Origin of the sequence: Bradyrhizobium sp. JR4.1, assembly GCF_040548605.1 — a bacterium.
Lineage (GTDB): Bacteria > Pseudomonadota > Alphaproteobacteria > Rhizobiales > Xanthobacteraceae > Bradyrhizobium > Bradyrhizobium canariense.
Map to the genome: position 1 here is coordinate 255,327 of NZ_JBEPRY010000003.1, position 18,077 is coordinate 273,403.

Sequence of the window (18,077 nt, forward strand, 5' to 3'; positions counted from 1 at the left end):
TCCAGGCCGGTTTCGATCAATCGTGGCTCAGGACGTTCAAGCACCTCGGGTCGGATGACCTTAGATCTAGGCAACACTTCAACTTTCACGTTGGTTGCCTCCGGGAGCATTGATGTATTTTAAAACGATCAAACCGCACGTCGTGTCGGGGTCGGCGCAGACCAATCTGTCTTTCCTGGAAGATATCGTCCGCGCGGCCCGTTCTCGGTTCGCCGCGCTTGTGGACAAACTCGCCGGATTGCAGGCCAGGCCATTATCGAGGGCCTCGATCGAGCGGAGTTCACATGACGACAATCCGGGCAGCCGCGCGCTCGGTCTGGCGACCGTGACCGATGATCTGCTCGCGATCGTCACAGTGATGGATCGGATGGCAGGCGAGCTCCTGCTGGAATCCGAGCAATTATGGGCCTCGGTCGGATATGTTTCCGGGAACGTCCACAAGATCGCCTTTGGACGATGGCGATTGCTCGGTAGCCGGAAGCGGAACGATCTGTTCGCCGCCGCGATCGACGACAGGCTGAGGCGCACGCCGCGCTTGGTGATCTCGCTGCTGGAGGTTGCTACCATCCTGGAGGAAGCGGTTGCAGACCTGCATCCAGTCCAGACTGGCGAAGGGGCTCGCAGCAGGTAGCGATATCGCCACCGATCATCGCGACGTCGTATCTGGGTAGCATGCGCGTTCGACCGAACGCGCATGCCAAGAGTATTGCGGGGCCGCCGCCCACATGGCGATGGATCCGCAACTTCGAACGTCATTCGCCCGCCCCGACAATGACGGAAACCGGCCTTTGCTCCTTCGAGAGGGCTCGGTAGATCAGTCCGCCGGCAGTGGCTCCGATGAGCCAACCCCAGTCGCCGACGTTGAAAATCAGTCCATAGGCGCCTGCCAGCGAGAGTCCGATCGACAGAGTGCCGGACACCGCAAGTGCAATCAGCGCCTTGTAGTTCCAGCCGCCGTCGTAATGGAATTCACCGGCTGGTGACATTGTATAGAGGTCCTCCAGCACGACGATTTCCTTTTTCACGAGATAGTAGTCGGCGATCATGATGCCGAACATGGGCCCGAGCGCAGAGCCGAAGATGCTGACGAACAGCGTGATGGCCGACGGGCTGGCCACGAACAGCCAGGGGCAGACGAGTACCGACAGGATCGACGTGATGAGGCCTCCCAGCCTGAAATTGATGCGCTGGGGATTCAGGTTGGAGATGTCGTAAGCCGGCGAAACGAAGTTCGCGACGATGTTGATGCCCATCGTCGCGACGATGAACGTGATCGATCCGATAACGACGACGAACGGATTGCCGATCTTCTCCACGATCAGCACTGGATCCATGATCGCCTCGCCAAACACCTTCAGCGTACCGGCCGTCACGATCACTGTGATGATCGAGAAGACCAGGAAATTGACGGGAAGCCCGAGCAGATTGCCGGTTTTCATGGCTCGCTCATCCTTGCCGAACCGGGCGAAGTCGCCGAAATTGAGCAGGAGCGCCGAGAAGTAGGCCACGATCAGCATCGCGGCATTCGCCATCACGCCAATCGTCGCCGCGGTTGTGGCGGCCGGCGGGCTGAGTTGAAGAGACAGGCTTGAGAAACCGGCCTGCCATAACATCCAGATCGCCAACGCGAACATGACGACGTAGACCACGGGTCCGCAGAAATCGATGAAGCGGCGGATGCGCTCCATCCCGCTGAGGAAGATGAGAAGTTGGAACAGCCACATGAAAAGGAAGCTGAACCATGCGAGCGTCGACAGGCCGGCGATGCTGTTGTGCGTGAGATCGGCGGCCGACGGCATCAGAGTGACGATCAGGACTTGCACCGCCTTCGAGGCGAAGTAGGTCTGCACGCCGTACCAGACAATGCCGACGACGCCCCGCACCATGGCGGCGAGATTGGCGCCCATCACCCCGAACGAGTGCGGGCCACGACCGGGAACGGAATGCCGTAGCGCAGCGAGGGCCGTCCGATCAGGTTCATCAGGAAGTAGACCGCCGTGATACCCACCAGCATCGAGATCAGCACCTGCCAGCCTGTCAGGCCGAGAAAGAACAGGCTCGCCGCGAATGTGTAGCCGCCCACGGAATGGACGTCCGACATCCACATCGCAAACAGGCTGAAGACACCCCAGGTTCGGCCCTCAGGTGCGGTTGGAGCAAGGTCGTGATTGTAAAGCTTTGGATGGGCGCCGGTGATGATCAGCGTGGGAACGTCGCCGCTGTTGGATGACATGTCCTCTACCTCGGATTTGCTGGCGCAGGGCAACGGCGTTGGAAGCCGCAGTCCCTGCTATGGGTGCTCGCACTTTGCGGAAGATCGGGTCGAAGCAAGCGACATGCCATTTTATAACGATCGATAAAATCATTTTACGATCGATAAAATATTTTTACAAACACGAATTTCGGATCTGGCGCCGGCTACCGGCGCAAAACGCCTCGCTGCAACCGGAAATCCAGTGCGGTTCTGGCTAGGATGTCCCGCACGTGAGCGTAATGGCGGAGAGGGGGAAACAGGGCCGCTGGCGAAAAACGAACGGCCGAACAAAGGGCTAGGCGCCAGCCTCGGCAGGGCCCGAAAGACCAAGTCCGCCGAGAACGAGCTGGACGATCGTCGCCTTGGCCGCGGTGTAGTCGGCCTCTTCGAGCTGTCGCTTACCTTTCATGATGATCATCTGGCTGGAATAATCGGCATAGGCCTGGGTCATCGCCCAGATGCAGAAGAAAAGGTCGACGGCGCTGATCGGCCGAATCGCCCCGCTGGCGGTCCATTGGTCGAGCGTCTTGACCTTGTCGAGCAGCAACGGGGTCGAGACTTTTTCAATGAAGCTGCCGATGAATTGAGCGCCGCTGATGATTTCGTTGGCATAGATGCGCGACAGATGCGGGTGATCTCGCGAGAAATCGATCTTCCTGCTGATGTAGCGCACGAGGATGGTCTCGACATCGGACGTCATGTCGAGACTGTCCATGTCTCGTGCCCACATGTTCATCGCACGTTCCAGCACCGCGCGATACAGATCCTCCTTGTCTTCGAAATAATAGTAAATGTGGGGTTTCGCGATCGATGCTTTTTTAGCGATCAGTGCCGTCGTCGCTCCGCGAAAGCCGAAATGCCCAAAGACGAACTCTGCCGCATCGAGGATTTTTCCCTCGATGTCCGGGCCCGGCGCTGCCTTGCGGCCACCTTTTGGCGCGCGGCGGATGCGAAAGAGCTTCAACTTGTCGGCGGGGATGGCTGCCATAAAGCCTCGATAGGGAGCTTTGCCTTCACCGGCGAAGGCTGAGCGGGATCGGTCGCCGAATTGATGTCGGCGATTCCGGCTGGACGTTGCCTTGCCTGTCCAGCTTTATCAAGCAATTAGGACGGCAGGGACCTCTCAATGCGTTGGCAGACTCATGGAATCGGCTCAGGCCGAGATCGCCTTCGCCGATCCCGCTTCGTTGCGCAGCAGGAATTTCTGGATCTTTCCCGTCGACGTTTTCGGGATCGGCCCGAACACCACGGCCTTCGGCGTCTTGAAGCCGCTCATATGCGAGCGGCAGAAGGCGATGATGTCGGCTTCGCTCGCGCTCGCGCCGTCCTTCAACTCGACGAAGGCGCAAGGCACTTCGCCCCATTTCGGATCGGGCTTTGCGACCACGGCGGCGAACAGCACGGCGGGATGCTTGTAGAGGATGTCCTCGACCTCGACGGAGGAAATGTTCTCGCCGCCGGAGATGATGATGTCCTTGGAGCGATCCTTGATGATGACGTAACCATGCGCATCGAGCACGCCGAGATCGCCGGTGTGAAACCAGCCGCCCTCGAAGGCTTCCTTGGTCGCCTTGTCGTTCTTGAGATAGCCTTTCATCACGATGTTGCCGCGGAACATGACCTCGCCGATGGTCTCGCCGTCGCGCGGCACTTGCCTCATGGTCTGGGGATCGATGACGGTGACGGCTTCCTCGAGCGGGTAGGGCACGCCCTGCCGTCGCTTCAGGCTGGCGCGCTCGGCGGCGGGCAGATCATCCCAGCCAGGCTGCTCGGCGCAGACGGAGGCGGGGCCGTAGACCTCGGTCAGGCCATAGACGTGCGTCAGCTTGATGCCGATGCTCTCGGCGCCCTCGAGCACCGCGACCGGCGGCGCCGCACCGGCGATCAGGCCGACGACGTGGCGGGCGGCGCCGCCCTTCGGGGCATCGGGCGCGTTGATCAGGGTGTTGTAGACGATCGGCGCGCCGCACATGTGGGTGACGCCGTGCTGCTTGATCAGCTCGAAGATCTTCGTCGGCTCGACCTTGCGCAGGCAGACATTGATGCCGGCAGCCGCCGCAATGGTCCAGGGGAAACACCAGCCGTTGCAGTGGAACATCGGCAGTGTCCAGAGATAGACCGGATGCTGGCCAAGTTGGCCTGCGAGGATGTTGCTGACGGCATTCAGATAGGCGCCGCGATGATGGGTGACGACGCCCTTGGGATTTCCCGTGGTGCCCGAGGTGTAGCTCAGTGCGATCGCGTCCCATTCATCGCCCGGCAGGATCGCTGCGAAGTCAGGATCGCCCTGCACGAGCGCGGCCTCATACTCGATCTCGCCGATGCGCCCGCCGCCCTTGAAGGCAGCATCGTCGACGTCGATCACGAACGGTTTTGGGCCACTCATCTGTGACAGCGCATCGGTGATGACGCCGGAAAACTCGGGGTCGACCAGAATGATCTTTGCGCCGCCATGGTCGAGCTGAAATGCAATCGAAGGCGCATCGAGCCGAATGTTCAGCGCGTTGAGCACGGCACCCGTCATGGGGACGGCGAAATGCACCTCGTTCATCGCCGGAATGTTCGGCAGCATCGCCGCGACGGTGTCGCCGACGCCGATGCCCTGGCCGGCAAGGTACGAAGCAAAGCGCTTGCAGCGCTCATGCGTCTCGCGCCAGGTGAAGCTGCGCCCCTCGTAGACCGTGCTGACATGATCGGGATAGACCGCGGCGCTGCGTGCGAGGAAGCTCAACGGGCTCAGCGGCACGTAGTTGGCGGGCGTCTTGTCGAGGCCGATATTGTACTGGTTCTGCCGCTCGCTCATCGACACCTCCCTCATGCGCCGGCCTACAGGAATCCGATGGAGATCCACGGAAAGACGGCGACGACGATCAATCCTACCAGCAGCGCCAGCAGATAGCCCCAGATCGGCCTGATGCCTTCGGCCGGATCGACGCGTCCAATGGCGCAGGCGGCATAATAGCCGACACCGAAGGGCGGGGCGAATAGCCCGATACCCATGGCGAGAATGATCACCATGGCATAGTGCACCTCGTGCACGCCGACCGCACGCGCAATCGGAAACAACAGCGGCCCGAACAGCACGATCGCGGGGATGCCCTCCAGCACACTGCCGAGGATGGTGAAGGCCAGGATCGAGACGGCGATGAAGGTCGCCGCGCCGCCCGGCAATCCGGTCATGGCGGACGCCAGCGAGCGCGAGAAGCCTGATTGCGTCAGGCCCCAGGCCATGCCGGTGGCCGTGCCGATGATCAGCAGGATCGCGCCCGACAGCGCAGCGGTCTCGACCAGCATCGGAAACAGCCGCCGCCAGTCGAAGCGGCGGTAGACGAGCAGGCCGACCAGGGCGCCATAGACGATGCCGATGGTGGAGACTTCGGTGGCGGTCGCGATGCCTTCGACCACGGCGTAGCGGATCACGAAGGGCAGCGCGAGCGCGGGCAGGGCGATGACGAAGGTCTTGCCGATCTCGCCGCCTGTGGCGCGGCGGACATGGCTCATGTCCTCGTGGCGGTAGCGCCACCACACCAGCATGCACAGCGTGATCGCGAGCACCACGCCGGGCAAGAGGCCGCCGGTGAACAAAGCGGCGATCGAGACGCCGGTGACCGAACCGATCGTGATCAGCACGAGGCTCGGCGGAATGGTCTCGGTCTGCGCGCCGGTCGCCGCCAGAAGCGCGACGAGATCGCCGGGCTTGGCGCCGCGCTGTTTCATCTCCGGGAACAGCACGGGCGCGACCGCGGCCATGTCGGCCGCCTTGGCGCCGGAGATGCCGGAGACCAGGTACATCGCGCCGACCAGGACGTAATGCAGTCCGCCGCGGACATGGCCGAGCAGGCTGGCTAGGAACGCCACCATGGCCCGTGCCATGCCGGTCATTTCAATCAGGAGCCCCAGGAATACGAACAGCGGCACCGAGAGCAAAATGAGGTGGCTCATGCCCTCGTCCATCCGTCCGACCAGCACCATGACCGGCGTGCGCGTGGTCAGTGCCAGATAGCCGAAGATGGCGAGCCCGAAGCCGAACGCGATGGGAACGCCGGCAAAGACGCAGAAGCCGGCGACGCCCACGAAGAAGATGACGAGGTTGAGATTGCCGAGCGGTCGCAGATAAGGCTGCGCCAGCCAGAACAAGCTGACGACGATGGCAACGGCGACCGCGGCCGTCAGCACCATGCGGTAGTCGGCTGCGCGCAGCAGCCGCAACAGCGCGAACGCCGCCATCAGGCAGATACCGGCCGGAAGCGCCGCGGCGCGCCACATATTGGAGATCTGCAGCGCCGGCGTGGTGATGAAGCTTTCCTCGTAGGCGTAGTCCCAGGACGGCCAGACGATCAGCGCCAGAAAGGCCAGCGCCGCGCAGGTCGCGACGAGATCGAGCCAGGCCCGCGTGGCCGGCGTGGCGCTGCCGACGACCGCGGTCATGCGCATGTGCTCGGAACGGCGGAACGCGACCGCCGCGCCCAGCATGGCGAGCCACAGGAACAGGATCGAGGCGAGCTCGTCCGACCAGATCAGCGGCCGGTGCAGGCCGTAGCGCGCGACCACGCCGGCAAACAGGATCGCGATCTCGGCGACCACCAAAATGGCCGCAGGGATTTCGACGAGGAGGCCGAGTGCGCGCTCCGTCGAGGCCAGCAAGGGAGATCGGCGAGGGGACCGAACAGTCGCCTCGCCCGCCACTCCGCTCACTTCGACCTCAACATGAGCCATGACGGCTCCAACGCGTTACGACAGCTTGCCGACGGCCTTTTCCAGCAGGTCCCAGGCCTGGTCGCCATATTTGCCTTTCCACTCGGCATAGAAGCCGGCGGACCGCAGCTTGTCGCGGAACGGCGCAACGGCGGGCTGGTTGAAGGTCAGGCCCTTGCCCGCGAGCTCCTGCTGCAGATTGGCATTGAGCTTGGCGGTGTCCTCACGCTCCTTGACCGCGGCCGCATTGATGTTCTTGGCGACGACCGTGCGAATATCCTCCGGCAGCGCGCTCCAGGCCTTGCGATTGGCCAGGAACCAGAATCCGTCCCACATGTGGTTGGTCAGCGAGCAGTATTTCTGGACTTCGTAGAGCTTGGCGGTCGAGATGATCGCCAGCGGGTTCTCCTGGCCCTCGACGATCCTGGTCTGCAGCGCGGAATAGACCTCGGCGAAATTGATCGAGGCGGGCGCCGCATCGAACGCCTTGAACATCGAGGTCCACAACGGCGACACCGGCACGCGGATCTTGAAGCCCTTGAGATCGTCCGGACCGGTGATCGGCTTGCTCGACGACGTGGTCTGGCGGAAGCCGTTGTCCCAGATCTTGTCCATGACCTCGAGCCCGGCCTTCTTGATCTCGCCGCGGACAAAGGCGCCGAGATCGCCGTCCATGGCCTTCCAGACCGTGCCGTAGTCCGGGAACGCGAAGCCGATGCCGTTGACGGACGCCGCCGGCACCAGGGTCGACAAGATCAGCCCCGACAGCGTGAAGAACTCGACGCCGCCGGACCGGATCTGGCTCAGCATGTCGGTGTCGGACCCGAGCTGGTTGTTCGGAAAGATCTGGAGGTCGAACTTGCCACTGGTCTCGGCCTTGATCGCCGCCGCCATCTCCTTGGCGCGCACGTTCAGCGGATGGGTGTCCGGCAGGTTGTTGGCGTATTTGTAGGTGAACTCGGCGCTCTGGGCGCGGGCCACATGGGGCGCACTGAGGCCGCCCAGGACCGCGGTCGCGGCGGAGGCCTTGAGAAGCGTGCGGCGGGAAAAGCTCATGGGTCTGCTTCCTCGGAAAGTTTGTTGTTGTTCTGAGATGCAAACCTATACGGACGGACGGTCAGAAGGTCATCTGCGATCTCACGAAGCTTCGCTTATTGCAGCCGGACATCCTCACGGCAATATCGGCTTTCGGAGGCATGGGCCGGATTCAAAAACGCGAAAACAACCCCATGCACAGTAGCGGTCGAAAGTCGGGGCGAGGTGCGACGGCCGACCTGGAAGAGACGAGGAACGAAGGTCCGATGCGAGGAATTCTAGCTAAACAACTGATCTGATTATCTATAAAGATATTCCATAATATACCTTATGCGAATCATGCATATAGCTGTGCAGGTCAGGCCAGTTGTGCCCTCAAGCAGAATCGAGTCGATTTAAGCGAGCTTCGAGTCAGGCCGCGCACTTCCCCCGGCAGTCCATTTGCTAGTGCGGCGCCGGGTTCGCCAGCGCAGCCTTTCATGCCGGAACCTACCGAGGTCAGCGCCGCCAAAATCCTGCGCAGAGCGGCAGAGACGCCGCGCAAGCCAGCAACAAGGACTCTCAATGCCCTCCTCACAGGGCTGTGCCGGCCTTCGGCGCGCGCAGCAGCAGCACGACCGGGATGATCGCAATCAGGCAGATGCCGAGCAGCCAGAAACAATCATCGTAGGTCATCACCTGCGCCTGCTTCTCGATCAAGCCCGAGAGCTGCGCGATGGCGCGCAGCCGCGCAGTCACTGCATCGATGCCTTGGGCGAGGCCGTCCGACGCAAGCCGTGCCTGCCCCAGCAGCGAATTGGCGGTGATGGCCTCACGGATGGTGACGGAATGCAACGCGCTGCGCTGGTCGATGAAAACGCCGCATAGCGCCAGCCCGATCGAGCCGCCGAGATTGCGGGCCATGTTGTAGATACCGGCGCCGTCAGCCGCGTTCTCGCGCCCGATCGCCGCCATCGAAGCTTGGTTGAGCGGCATCATGGTCAGTATCTGGCCGACACCGCGCATCAGCTGCGACAGCGTGAAATCGCTGCCATCGCTGTCCGGGCCGAGATGGATATCGGTGAAGCAGCTTGCGGCGAAGCATGCCAGGCCAAGCGCCACCATCAGACGGGTATTCTGCCGGCCCAGGATGCGTGGCAGAACCGGTATCAGCACGAAGACCGGGATCGCCGCCAGCGCCATGATGCCCCCGGCCTGGCGCGGATTGTAGCCGGCGATGCTGGCGAGGAACTGCGGCACGACGAACGTCGTGCCGTACACAGCCGCGCCAACCACCAGCGTGATGAAGGTGGCGCTGGCGAAGGCGCTGCTCCGCAGCAGGGCCAGCTTGATGACCGGATCGGGGCTGGTCTTTTGCGCAGCCGCCATAGCGATGAAGCCGGCCAGCGCCACGAGGCTGAGATCGATGATCATGGACGATTCGAACCAGCGCTCGCGCTGCCCCTCCTCCAGCACAACAGTCAGGCAGCCGAAGGCGATCGCCATGCCGATGATGCCGAGCCAATCGGCCTTCGCCACAAGGCTAAGATCTGCCTTTTGCGCCGGAAGCCCGAGGGTCAGCAGCGTGACCAGCGCGATGCCGACGGGCAGGTTGAGGAAGAAGCACCAGCGCCAGGATATCTCTTCGGCGAGATAGCCGCCGATCACGGGACCGATCACCGGGCCGAGCAGCACAATGACGCCGAAGATGCTCATGCCGATCGGCGTCTGCCGCGGCGGCAGCCGGGTGCGAACGATGACCTGCGCCGTCGGTATCAGCGCGCCGCCGAAGAAGCCCTGGCCGGCGCGGCCAAGGATCATCGCGAGCAGCCCGTGGCTGAGCCCGCACAGCATCGAGAAGAGCACGAAGGCGATCGTAGTGGTGAGCAGCAGGCGCCGCAGGCCGAGCACGCGTGTCAGCCACGCCGTCAGCGGGATCATGACGACCTCGGCCACCAGATAGCCGGTGCCAATCCATGTGCCTTCGGTGCCGCTGGCGCCGACCTCACCCTGTATCTGCGGCAGCGCCGTGTTGGTGATGGAAATGTCGAGGGTCGCCATTAGGGCGCCGAGGGCGCCGGCGACCACTGCGACCCAGTCGACCAGGGCTGCGCTGTCGTCGACCGGCTTCGCTCCGGCGACGCTGCCACCCGGATCCCAGCTGTCCCCGGCTGCGCTCATCGGGCGACCTCGGCGGAACGCAGCACCGGCGCGGCCTTTGTGTCGACGGAAACCTCGATCGACAGGCCCGGCACGAACGCCGGCGCGGCATGTTCCGGCGCGTTCACGAGGATGCGGACCGGCACGCGTTGCACGATCTTGGTGAAGTTGCCGGTGGCATTCTCGGGCGGCAGCAGCGCGAACTGGGCGCCGGTGCCGGGCGCAAAGCTCTCGACCGTCCCGGTCAGCGCGAGGTCCGGATAGGCATCGATGCTGATGTGCGCCGGCTGGCCAGGACGCATGCGCTGCACTTGGGTCTCCTTGAAATTGGCCACCAGGTACATCTGCTGCGTCGGAACGACGGTGAGCAGCCGCGTGCCCGGCTGCGCAAACTGGCCGAGCTGGACGGTGCGGTCGCCGACCCGGCCGGCAATCGGGCTGCGCAGCAGGGTATCCTTGAGCTCGATTTCGGCCTGGCTGAGACTCTCCTTTGCCGCGTCGAGTTGCGCCCTGGCCTGCGCCAGTTGCGCCTTCAACGTCGCGACCTTCTGGCGAGCGGCATCGAGAACGGCCTGCTTGAGGCTCACGGTCGACCGCGCCTGCGTCAGCGCGCTCTCGGTCTGCTCGCTCTTCTGCTGGGTGGCGAACCCCCGAACCGCCAGCGCGGCCGCGCGCTCGAACTCCTTGTCGGCGAGATTGGAGTTCGCCTGCGCCGCCGTCACGTCGGCCTGCGCCTGTGCGATCACGGCGTCCTGCTGGCGCAGATCGGCCTCGCTCTTGGCGACATCGGCCTCGCGCGCATCGACCGTCGCCTCGGCCTGCCGCACCATCATCTCGTAGCGGCGCGCATCGATCTTCAGGAGCGGCTGCCCGACCGCGACGTCCTCATTGTCCTTCACATAGATCTCGGCGACCTGGCCGGACACGCGGGGCGCCATCGCGACCTGGTCGGCTCGCAGATAGGCGTTGTTGGTGCTCTCGATATAGCGCCCGACCGTGTACCAATAACGCCCGTAAGCGCCGCCACTGGCCACTGCCACGGCCGCGAGCACGCTCAACAGGATGCGCGAGCGGCTGCGCTTGCGCGGCGCTGCCGGGGTTTCGACGCCACCCCGCTGCCCGCTGTCGGCGTTCTTCAGGACCGCCACGCTCATGCGTTCATCTCCAATTTATTCCACTTGTAATATTTATTCCATTTGGTAAAAATATGTCAACTGGAATATTTTTACTGCCGTGCTATGAGGGAGAAGCTTGGAGAGAGGGGCAATGACAGGCGCCAGACGGAAGACGGAAAGCGGCTACGCACGCGGCGAGGAAACGCGGACGCGGATCATCCAGGTCGCATTGGCGCTGTTCGGGGAGCACGGCTTCGACGGTGTCTCGACCCGCGACATTGCAGCCCAGGCCGGCGTGCCCGCGCCGTCGTTGCAGTATTATTTCGTTAACAAGGAAGGCCTCTACGCGGCTTGCATCGCCGACATCCAGGCCTCGGCCATGAACGCCGTGGGCCCCGCGCTGGACAACCTCGAATGGCTGCTCGAGTCCAAGGCGAGCGACAGTCAACTAATCGACGGCTATTGCGCGGTGCTGGAGAGTTTTGCCGACTTCCTATTCGCCTCCCCCGACGCGGCCCGGCGCGCACTTTTCATCAAGCGCCGAATCATGCCAATGAAATCCGCGCTGATGCCCAAGGAGCAATGGGCGAAGGGCCCGGGAGCCCGCCTGCACAATTGCTGCATCGGCGTCATCGCCCGCCTGTCCGGCGGGTCGACGTCGGACGAAGAAAGCCGGATGACGGCAGTGGCCATCAACGGCCAATTGCTGACTTTCCATTTCTCACGCGACCACCTGGACTATATCCTGGGCTACAACGAGATCACGGGTGACCGGCTCGCCATGCTCAAACGGATCGTTCGCCGACAGACCACGCTGGTATTCAAGGGGCTCAAGCGGCCCTCCAAGCCTCAACGGTAGGCCCAGGCAGACAAAAGCTCGTCCGGCGGTGGGATGGAAGAGACTGCGGTCAACAATCGCCCCAGCATCCGCACCAAGCCGGCTAGAACGGGCGAGCAGACTCAAAATTCATTTGAGGGCACAGCCAGCCCAATCCAGGGCTAGCCGGAACCCTGCTCCGGGCGCACAATCAACGGCAGACAACGGACGCGGCCGCTTGAGCCGCGCCGCCATTGGGAGGTTTCGTCATGCAGGAGAACGCCACTCGCGCGAGCGCCGCGCGTGCCATTCCATTCGACGCCGCCAAGCTCGACCGCCTGATGGAGGCGGCCGGCCTCGACATCCTGATCGCGACCTCCAAGCACAATGTGCAGTACTTGCTAGGGGCCGAGCGCGCGATTTTCTTCGACTACATGGATGCCCTGGGCGTGAGCCGATATCTGCCGGTCCTAGCCTATCCCAAGGGCGCGCCGGAGAAGGCCGTCTATATCGGCCATCGGCTGGAGACCCATCAGCGCGCCGTGGCGCCGCCATGGGTGCCGCAGGTCCGGACCGAGTCCAATGGCTCGGTGGACGCGGTGACGCGGGCCGTGAGCGCCTTGAAGGACGCCGGCGTGCCGTTGAAGCGGATTGGCGTCGAGATGGCGTTCCTGCCGATGGATGCGGGCCGGGCGCTGGCCGACGCCCTGCCCGGTGCCGAGCTCAAGGACGCGCTGCTGGTGCTGGAGCGGCTGCGTGCGGTCAAGTCGGCGGAGGAGCTGGCAAAACTCAAGACGGCGTCCGAACTGGTGATCGCCTCGATGCTGGCGGTGATCGCCGGGCACGGGCCGGGCACGACCAAGCAGCAATTGTCGGACGCCCTGCGGATCGCCGAAGCCAATCGAGGGCTGACCTTCGAATACTGCCTGCTCGCCTGCGGCAACAGCCACAACCGGGCGCCGTCGGCGCAGCGCTGGGACCAAGGTGACGTGCTGTCGCTCGATTCCGGCGGTAATTATCACGGCTATATCGGCGACCTCGCGCGCATGGCCGTGCTCGGTGATCCCGATACCGAGCTGAAGGACTGTCTGGCCGAGATCGAAGCGGTCCAGCGCGCGGCCTTCGCCGCGGTGCGGCCCGGCGCCATGGGCGGCGACATCTACGTCGCGGCCGAGCGGCAGCTGGCGAAAATCACCCAGCGCGACTGCACGGAGTTTCTGGCCCACGGCATGGGCCTCGTCAGCCACGAGGCCCCTCGCCTGACCGCCAAGGGTCCGGTTCCCTACGACGACACCGACGCCCGGCTGCCGCTCGAAACAGGCATGGTGGTGTCGATCGAGACCACGATGAAGCATCCGAAGCGTGGGTTCATCAAGCTCGAGGACACGGTCGCGGTGACGGCGACGGGATATGAGATTTTTGGCGAGGGTGGCCGCGGCTGGAATTTGGGTGGAAGCACACGTTGATCTGAGACCCTCATGGTGAGGAGCGCGGAACGCGCGTCTCGAACCATGAATGGCCCAGCTCTCGCCAGTGGCCATCCTTCGAGACGCCCGCGTTGCGGGCTCCTCAGGATGAGGTGCGGAGTATCCTGAAGCTGCGCAGCTACCGCGCCATCAGCAGCTCCAACTGGCTCTGCGCCTTCTTCACGGCCGTCGCGTACCAGCCCTGGCTCGGTGCTTCCTTGGCGAAGCACGCCGTGTACGCGGACATCGCATTGTCTTCGCGGGTGATGTCGCCGCGCGGGTCCTTCTTGTCGATGGGCCTCGCCATCATTTGCTTCCAGACTTTCTCGCAGGCCGGCATCTCAGCGGTCTTCACCGCGTCGCTGACGGCGAGAAAGAAGACCTTGTCGCCCTGGATCGCGACGACGTCGATTTCATGCGGCGGTCCCTTCAAATCGCCATTGCCGCGCACGCCCAGTACAGCAACCGCCGCGCTTGCGCCCGCGGGCTTCGTGATCGGCAGCTCGGCATATTTGGCGAAGGCGGAGTCCTGGATCGCCTGATAGTAGAAGCGGTCCGACTTGAACGCGGCGCCAATCTCCTGCGGCATGCCGTCCTCGCGGTGCTCGCGAAGCCAGTGCTTGAGTAAGCCGGACGTGGTCGCCACCGCTTGCATCTTGTCGCCTTCGGAGGCGAAGCCGAGCCCGTCGAGATGGCCGAATCCTGAGTCACCCTTGAAGAGCGTGTCGGCGTTCGACGTGCCGTCCGCCGGCAGCCCTTTGATGACGACCGGTCCCACCAGGCCGCGCAGGACGCCCGTCAACTCCTTGAGCGCCGCGTCATGCTGCTTGGTGGTCTCGTCGTTTTCCTCAGCCTTCGAGAATTTCACGATGTAGCGATCGCGCAGGTCGAGATAGTGCTGCTCGGGCGTCGCCGCATGAGCGGGCGTCGCCAGGACGAGCAGGCAGAGCAAGGCAAGCGATCTCATTCGAAGTCCGAAAGGCTGGGGGTGATCTCCTGTCTTTGTGCCGATGCCGGACGGGAAGGTTCATCCGGCAAGCCGGGTGCCCTACTCCGCCGGTGTGAGCTGTCGGTTCAGCCGCATCGCAGCCGTTTCCCGCACGCGCACACGCGCGCGGCGCTTGCGCCACCAGATCACGATTCCGGTGACCGAGAGTGCCGCCACCACCAGCCCCATTATCGAGATCAGGATGCGGCCGAACAGCCCGACGATGCGGCCCGAATGCAGCGGGAATTGCGCCTGCACGAAGATGTCGGCGGCGGTGCCGACCCAGGGCAGCCGTTCGCCGATCGGACGGCCGTCCTCGCTGTCGTAATAGAGCTGCGCCGGACCGACGCCGCCGGCGCCGTGATCGTCGCCCGGATGGAAGAAGGCCGCGGCATAGACACCATGAGCCGGGCCGTAATTCACCGAGCCGACCGGAACGGTCCACCCTCGCCCCTTGCCGTCGGCCGCCGCGCGCGCGGCGATGTCGGCGAAGCCGACCTTGGGCTCGATGGGATCGTCGAGATCGCGATACGGCCGCTGCTCATAGGGCGTCGGCGTGTAGTTCGACACCATCTTCATCAGCGGCGAGAACACCTCGAAATAGAGGTTCAGCGAGAACGCCGTGAAGGCGATGACGAACAGCACGCCCCAGGTCCACAGGCTGAAAGCGCGATGGATGTCGAAATTGATCCGGTAGGCGCTGCCTGACGTCTTGATGGTCCACGCCGGCGCCCAGCGCGCCCAGAAGCCGCGTTCGAGCTGGCGCGTGACCTGGGGCGCCCGTGCAGCCCTGGCGCGCCGCCGCGAGGGCAGCGTCAGGTAGAAGCCGACGAAGCAGTCGATGGTCCAGATGATCGCGATGATCCCGAGCAGGCGCATACCCCAGCGGTCGCTGCCCCAGAATTCCGGGATGTGCATGGTGTAGTGCAGCTTGTAGAGGAACGAGACGAAGTTTTCGCGCGTCACCGGCCACACTGCGCCCCAGTAGCGGCGGCCGAGCTCGACGCCGGTGTTGGGATCGAGGAAGATCTGATTGTAGTCGAGCGCGTAGCGCTTGCCGGTCGCGGGATCGATCCGCGGCATGACAAAGAACCACAGCGAGCCGCCCTCCTCCGGTGTCATGAACAGGTAGACGACGCGCGCACGGGGATCGCGCTGCTCGATCATCTTCGCGAGATCGATCGAGGGAATGGCTGGGCCCTTGCTGCTGACGTCGAACAGATGACTGTTCAGGACCTCGTCGATCTCATGATCCCAGGAGATGATCGCCCCGGTGATGCCGGAGAAGAACAGGAATCCGGCCATGAGCAGTCCCGCCCAGCGATGCAGCTTGCCGAATATCGCTCTCATCGTTCACCCTCGTCCCAACTCACCAGCGGTAGGTCAGCTTGCCGATGGCCTTGCGACCCTCCGCGTAGAAGCAGCCGGACAGGCTGTAGCAGGCGGCGACATAGCGCGTGTCCGCGAGGTTCGTGACGTTCAGCGAGAGGCGCCAATTGTCCCTTGTGTAGGCGAGCAGCGCGTCCAGCACGGTCGAGGATCCGACCTTGAACGTGTTGGCGTCATCGCCCCAGGTCGCGCCGACATAGCGGAGGCCGCCACCGAACTGCAGGCCCGCGAGCGGCCCGGTCTGAAGCGTGTAGTCGTTCCACAGCGAGGCGCGGTTGAGCGGCACGGTGACCGGCGCCTTGCCGACATTGACGGGATCCTGCGTGACCGTGGCATCGATATAGGCGTAGGCCGCGCGCAGGTTCCAGCCGTCGGCGAGCGACATCGAGCCTTCGAGCTCGAGGCCGCGCGATTTTACCTGGCCGGTCTGTTCGGCAATGTTGAGCGGAGGCGCAAAGGTGACGACGTTGTCGCGCGTCAGGTCGAAGGCGGCGAAGGTGAACAGCGCGTTCCAGCCGGGCGGCTGGTATTTGACGCCCACTTCGTACTGCACGCCGGTCTCGGGATTGAGCAGCTGTCCGCTCGGGCCGGTCGCAAGGACCGGCAGGAACGATTCCGAATAGCTGAAATAGGGCGCGATGCCGTTGTCGAAATTGTACATCAATGCGGCACGGCCGGTGAAGGCCGACGCATCCTTCGAGACCGACGTATTGAAGATTCCGCTGGCGACCTGCGTCGTCACGAAATCCTGGCGGCCACCGAGCTGGAACGAGAGCCGGCCGAGCTTGATCTGGTCCTGCGCATAGAGACCGACCTGCGACTGCTTGACGCCGGTGTCGTCGCTCATGGCGCCCATGGTCCAGTCGTAGCTGTACACCGGGTTGAAGACGTTGATCTCCGGCAACGACGTCGAGACGGCAAAGGCGGTGTCGCGGAACGCAGTATTGCGATAGTCGATGCCGACCAGCGTGGTGTGACTGAGGAAGCCCGTGGTGAACTTGCCCTGCAGCTGATTGTCCACCGCGAATGAGTTGATGTACGAATTGCTGTAGCTGCCGAAACGCGCGAGCCGCCCAGCGGCCTCGTCGGTATAGCCTCCGCCAAAAAACACCTTCTCCTCATTGTGCTGATAGGCGTAACGCAAATTCTGCCGGAACGTGATGTTGTCGGTGAAATTGTGCGAGAGCTGGTAGCCGGCGGTCGCGATTTCGGTGTTGAAGGCGTTGAAGCTCGGTACGCCCGCGAAGAACGAGACAGGGATGGTGCGGCCGTTGTTCGGCCACACCGTGCCCGAGGCCGGCAGGAACTGAAGGCCCCACCCTGCCCGGTCGCGCTGGTAGTTGGCGAGGATCGTGATGGTGGTGTCCTCGTTCGGCTTGAACGTGACAGCAGGCGCGATGAAGACGCGGTTGTCCTTGGTGAAGTCGACCTGGGTCTCGCCGTCGCGCACCACGCCGGTCAGGCGCCACAGCACGGTGCCGTCCTTGTTGGCGGGGCCGCCCACGTCGAACTGGCCCTGGTAGCGGTTGAAGCTGCCGCCGGAGATCGAGACTTCGCCGAACTGCTGCGCCGTCGGCAGCTTGGTCACGTAGTTGAGGATGCCGCCGGTGCCGCTGCCGCCATACATCGCCGATGACGGGCCCTTGAGGATCTCGAGACGCTCGGCGCCGTAGGGATCGAGGCCGTTGAAATGCACGTAATTGCTGGAGGGGATCCGCAATCCGTCGACATAGAGGCCCGACATGGTGGTGTCGAAGCCGCGGATCTGGAGGGCGCCGAAGCGGGTGTCGGAGCCGCCATTGACGTCGCCGCTGACGCCGGCGGTGTAGCGCAACGCCTCGCCGATCGAGACCGCACCCTGATTCCTGACCTGGTCGGTCGTGACGACGGAGACGGACTGCGGAGTTTCGATCAGCGGCGTATCCGTCTTGGTCGCGGTGCCGCTGCGCGTCGCAACGAAACCGCGCACCGGACCGTTGGCGCGTTCACCCGTGACGCCGTTCGAGGATGCCGATTGGGTTGGCGCGGCTTGCTGCGCGGGAGAGCGACGATCGGCGCGCGCGGTGCGTGTCGCGCCTGACCTTCGCGATGAAGCGACCGCCGCAGGCCGGGCGCGCTGAGCCGGAGCGTCGACGGTGACGGCGGGGATCTGCGTCTGCGCCTCCACGGCACCGAAGGG

12 protein-coding genes and 1 pseudogene are annotated in these 18,077 nt (G+C 63.8%); 3 read left to right on the forward strand and 10 right to left on the reverse strand.

Annotated elements, in window-relative coordinates:
- Positions 1-112 precede the first annotated feature (112 nt).
- Positions 113-631 carry a hypothetical protein gene (locus ABIB90_RS09730; RefSeq protein WP_354200662.1) on the forward strand — a complete coding sequence of 173 codons (519 nt, stop codon included), beginning with the start codon at positions 113-115 and terminating at the stop codon, positions 629-631.
- 121 nt (positions 632-752) lie between these two features.
- Here ABIB90_RS09730 and ABIB90_RS09735 read toward each other — a convergent pair.
- From ABIB90_RS09735 to ABIB90_RS09765, 7 genes and pseudogenes are all read right to left on the reverse strand, one after another.
- Positions 753-2,233, reverse strand: a pseudogene (locus tag ABIB90_RS09735) (NCS1 family nucleobase:cation symporter-1).
- Between the two features lie 316 nt (positions 2,234-2,549).
- Positions 2,550-3,242, reverse strand: a complete 693-nt coding sequence (locus ABIB90_RS09740) for a TetR/AcrR family transcriptional regulator (RefSeq protein ID WP_007591097.1) — start codon at positions 3,240-3,242, stop codon at positions 2,550-2,552.
- Between the two features lie 165 nt (positions 3,243-3,407).
- Positions 3,408-5,057: an acyl-CoA synthetase gene (locus ABIB90_RS09745; protein WP_354160727.1), complete on the reverse strand. Its 1,650-nt coding sequence runs from the start codon at positions 5,055-5,057 to the stop codon at positions 3,408-3,410.
- A 23-nt stretch (positions 5,058-5,080) separates the two neighbouring features.
- Positions 5,081-6,970, reverse strand: coding sequence for a TRAP transporter large permease (locus ABIB90_RS09750; RefSeq protein WP_354160726.1), 1,890 nt, complete (start codon positions 6,968-6,970; stop codon positions 5,081-5,083).
- Between the two features lie 15 nt (positions 6,971-6,985).
- Positions 6,986-8,005, reverse strand: a complete 1,020-nt coding sequence (locus ABIB90_RS09755; RefSeq protein ID WP_354160724.1) for a TRAP transporter substrate-binding protein — start codon at positions 8,003-8,005, stop codon at positions 6,986-6,988.
- Positions 8,006-8,557: 552 nt separating this feature from the next.
- Entirely contained in the window at positions 8,558-10,144 is a 1,587-nt protein-coding gene (locus ABIB90_RS09760; protein WP_354160722.1) for a DHA2 family efflux MFS transporter permease subunit, read from the reverse strand.
- Positions 10,141-11,277, reverse strand: a complete 1,137-nt coding sequence (locus tag ABIB90_RS09765) for an HlyD family secretion protein (RefSeq protein WP_354200663.1) — start codon at positions 11,275-11,277, stop codon at positions 10,141-10,143. Before ABIB90_RS09765 ends, ABIB90_RS09760 begins: the two co-directional genes overlap by 4 nt.
- A 112-nt stretch (positions 11,278-11,389) precedes the next feature.
- Between ABIB90_RS09765 and ABIB90_RS09770 the strand changes: the two genes are divergently transcribed.
- Both ABIB90_RS09770 and ABIB90_RS09775 read left to right on the forward strand, forming a co-directional pair.
- Positions 11,390-12,097, forward strand: coding sequence for a CerR family C-terminal domain-containing protein (locus ABIB90_RS09770; protein ID WP_354200664.1), 708 nt, complete (start codon positions 11,390-11,392; stop codon positions 12,095-12,097).
- A 227-nt stretch (positions 12,098-12,324) separates the two neighbouring features.
- Entirely contained in the window at positions 12,325-13,521 is a 1,197-nt protein-coding gene (locus tag ABIB90_RS09775) for a M24 family metallopeptidase (protein ID WP_354200665.1), read from the forward strand.
- Positions 13,522-13,660: 139 nt separating this feature from the next.
- On the opposite strand, the gene ABIB90_RS09780 is transcribed toward ABIB90_RS09775, so the two are convergent.
- The 3 genes from ABIB90_RS09780 to ABIB90_RS09790 form a co-directional block, all read right to left on the reverse strand.
- Positions 13,661-14,488 (reverse strand): hypothetical protein, encoded by an 828-nt coding sequence (locus ABIB90_RS09780; RefSeq protein ID WP_354200666.1) that lies wholly within the window; start codon positions 14,486-14,488, stop codon positions 13,661-13,663.
- Positions 14,489-14,569: 81 nt separating this feature from the next.
- Entirely contained in the window at positions 14,570-15,859 is a 1,290-nt protein-coding gene (gene fsrB / locus ABIB90_RS09785; RefSeq protein ID WP_354200667.1) for a siderophore utilization protein FsrB, read from the reverse strand.
- Between the two features lie 19 nt (positions 15,860-15,878).
- A complete protein-coding gene (locus tag ABIB90_RS09790; RefSeq protein ID WP_354200680.1) occupies positions 15,879-17,867 on the reverse strand; it encodes a TonB-dependent siderophore receptor in 1,989 nt (662 codons plus the stop codon).
- Positions 17,868-18,077 lie beyond the last annotated feature (210 nt).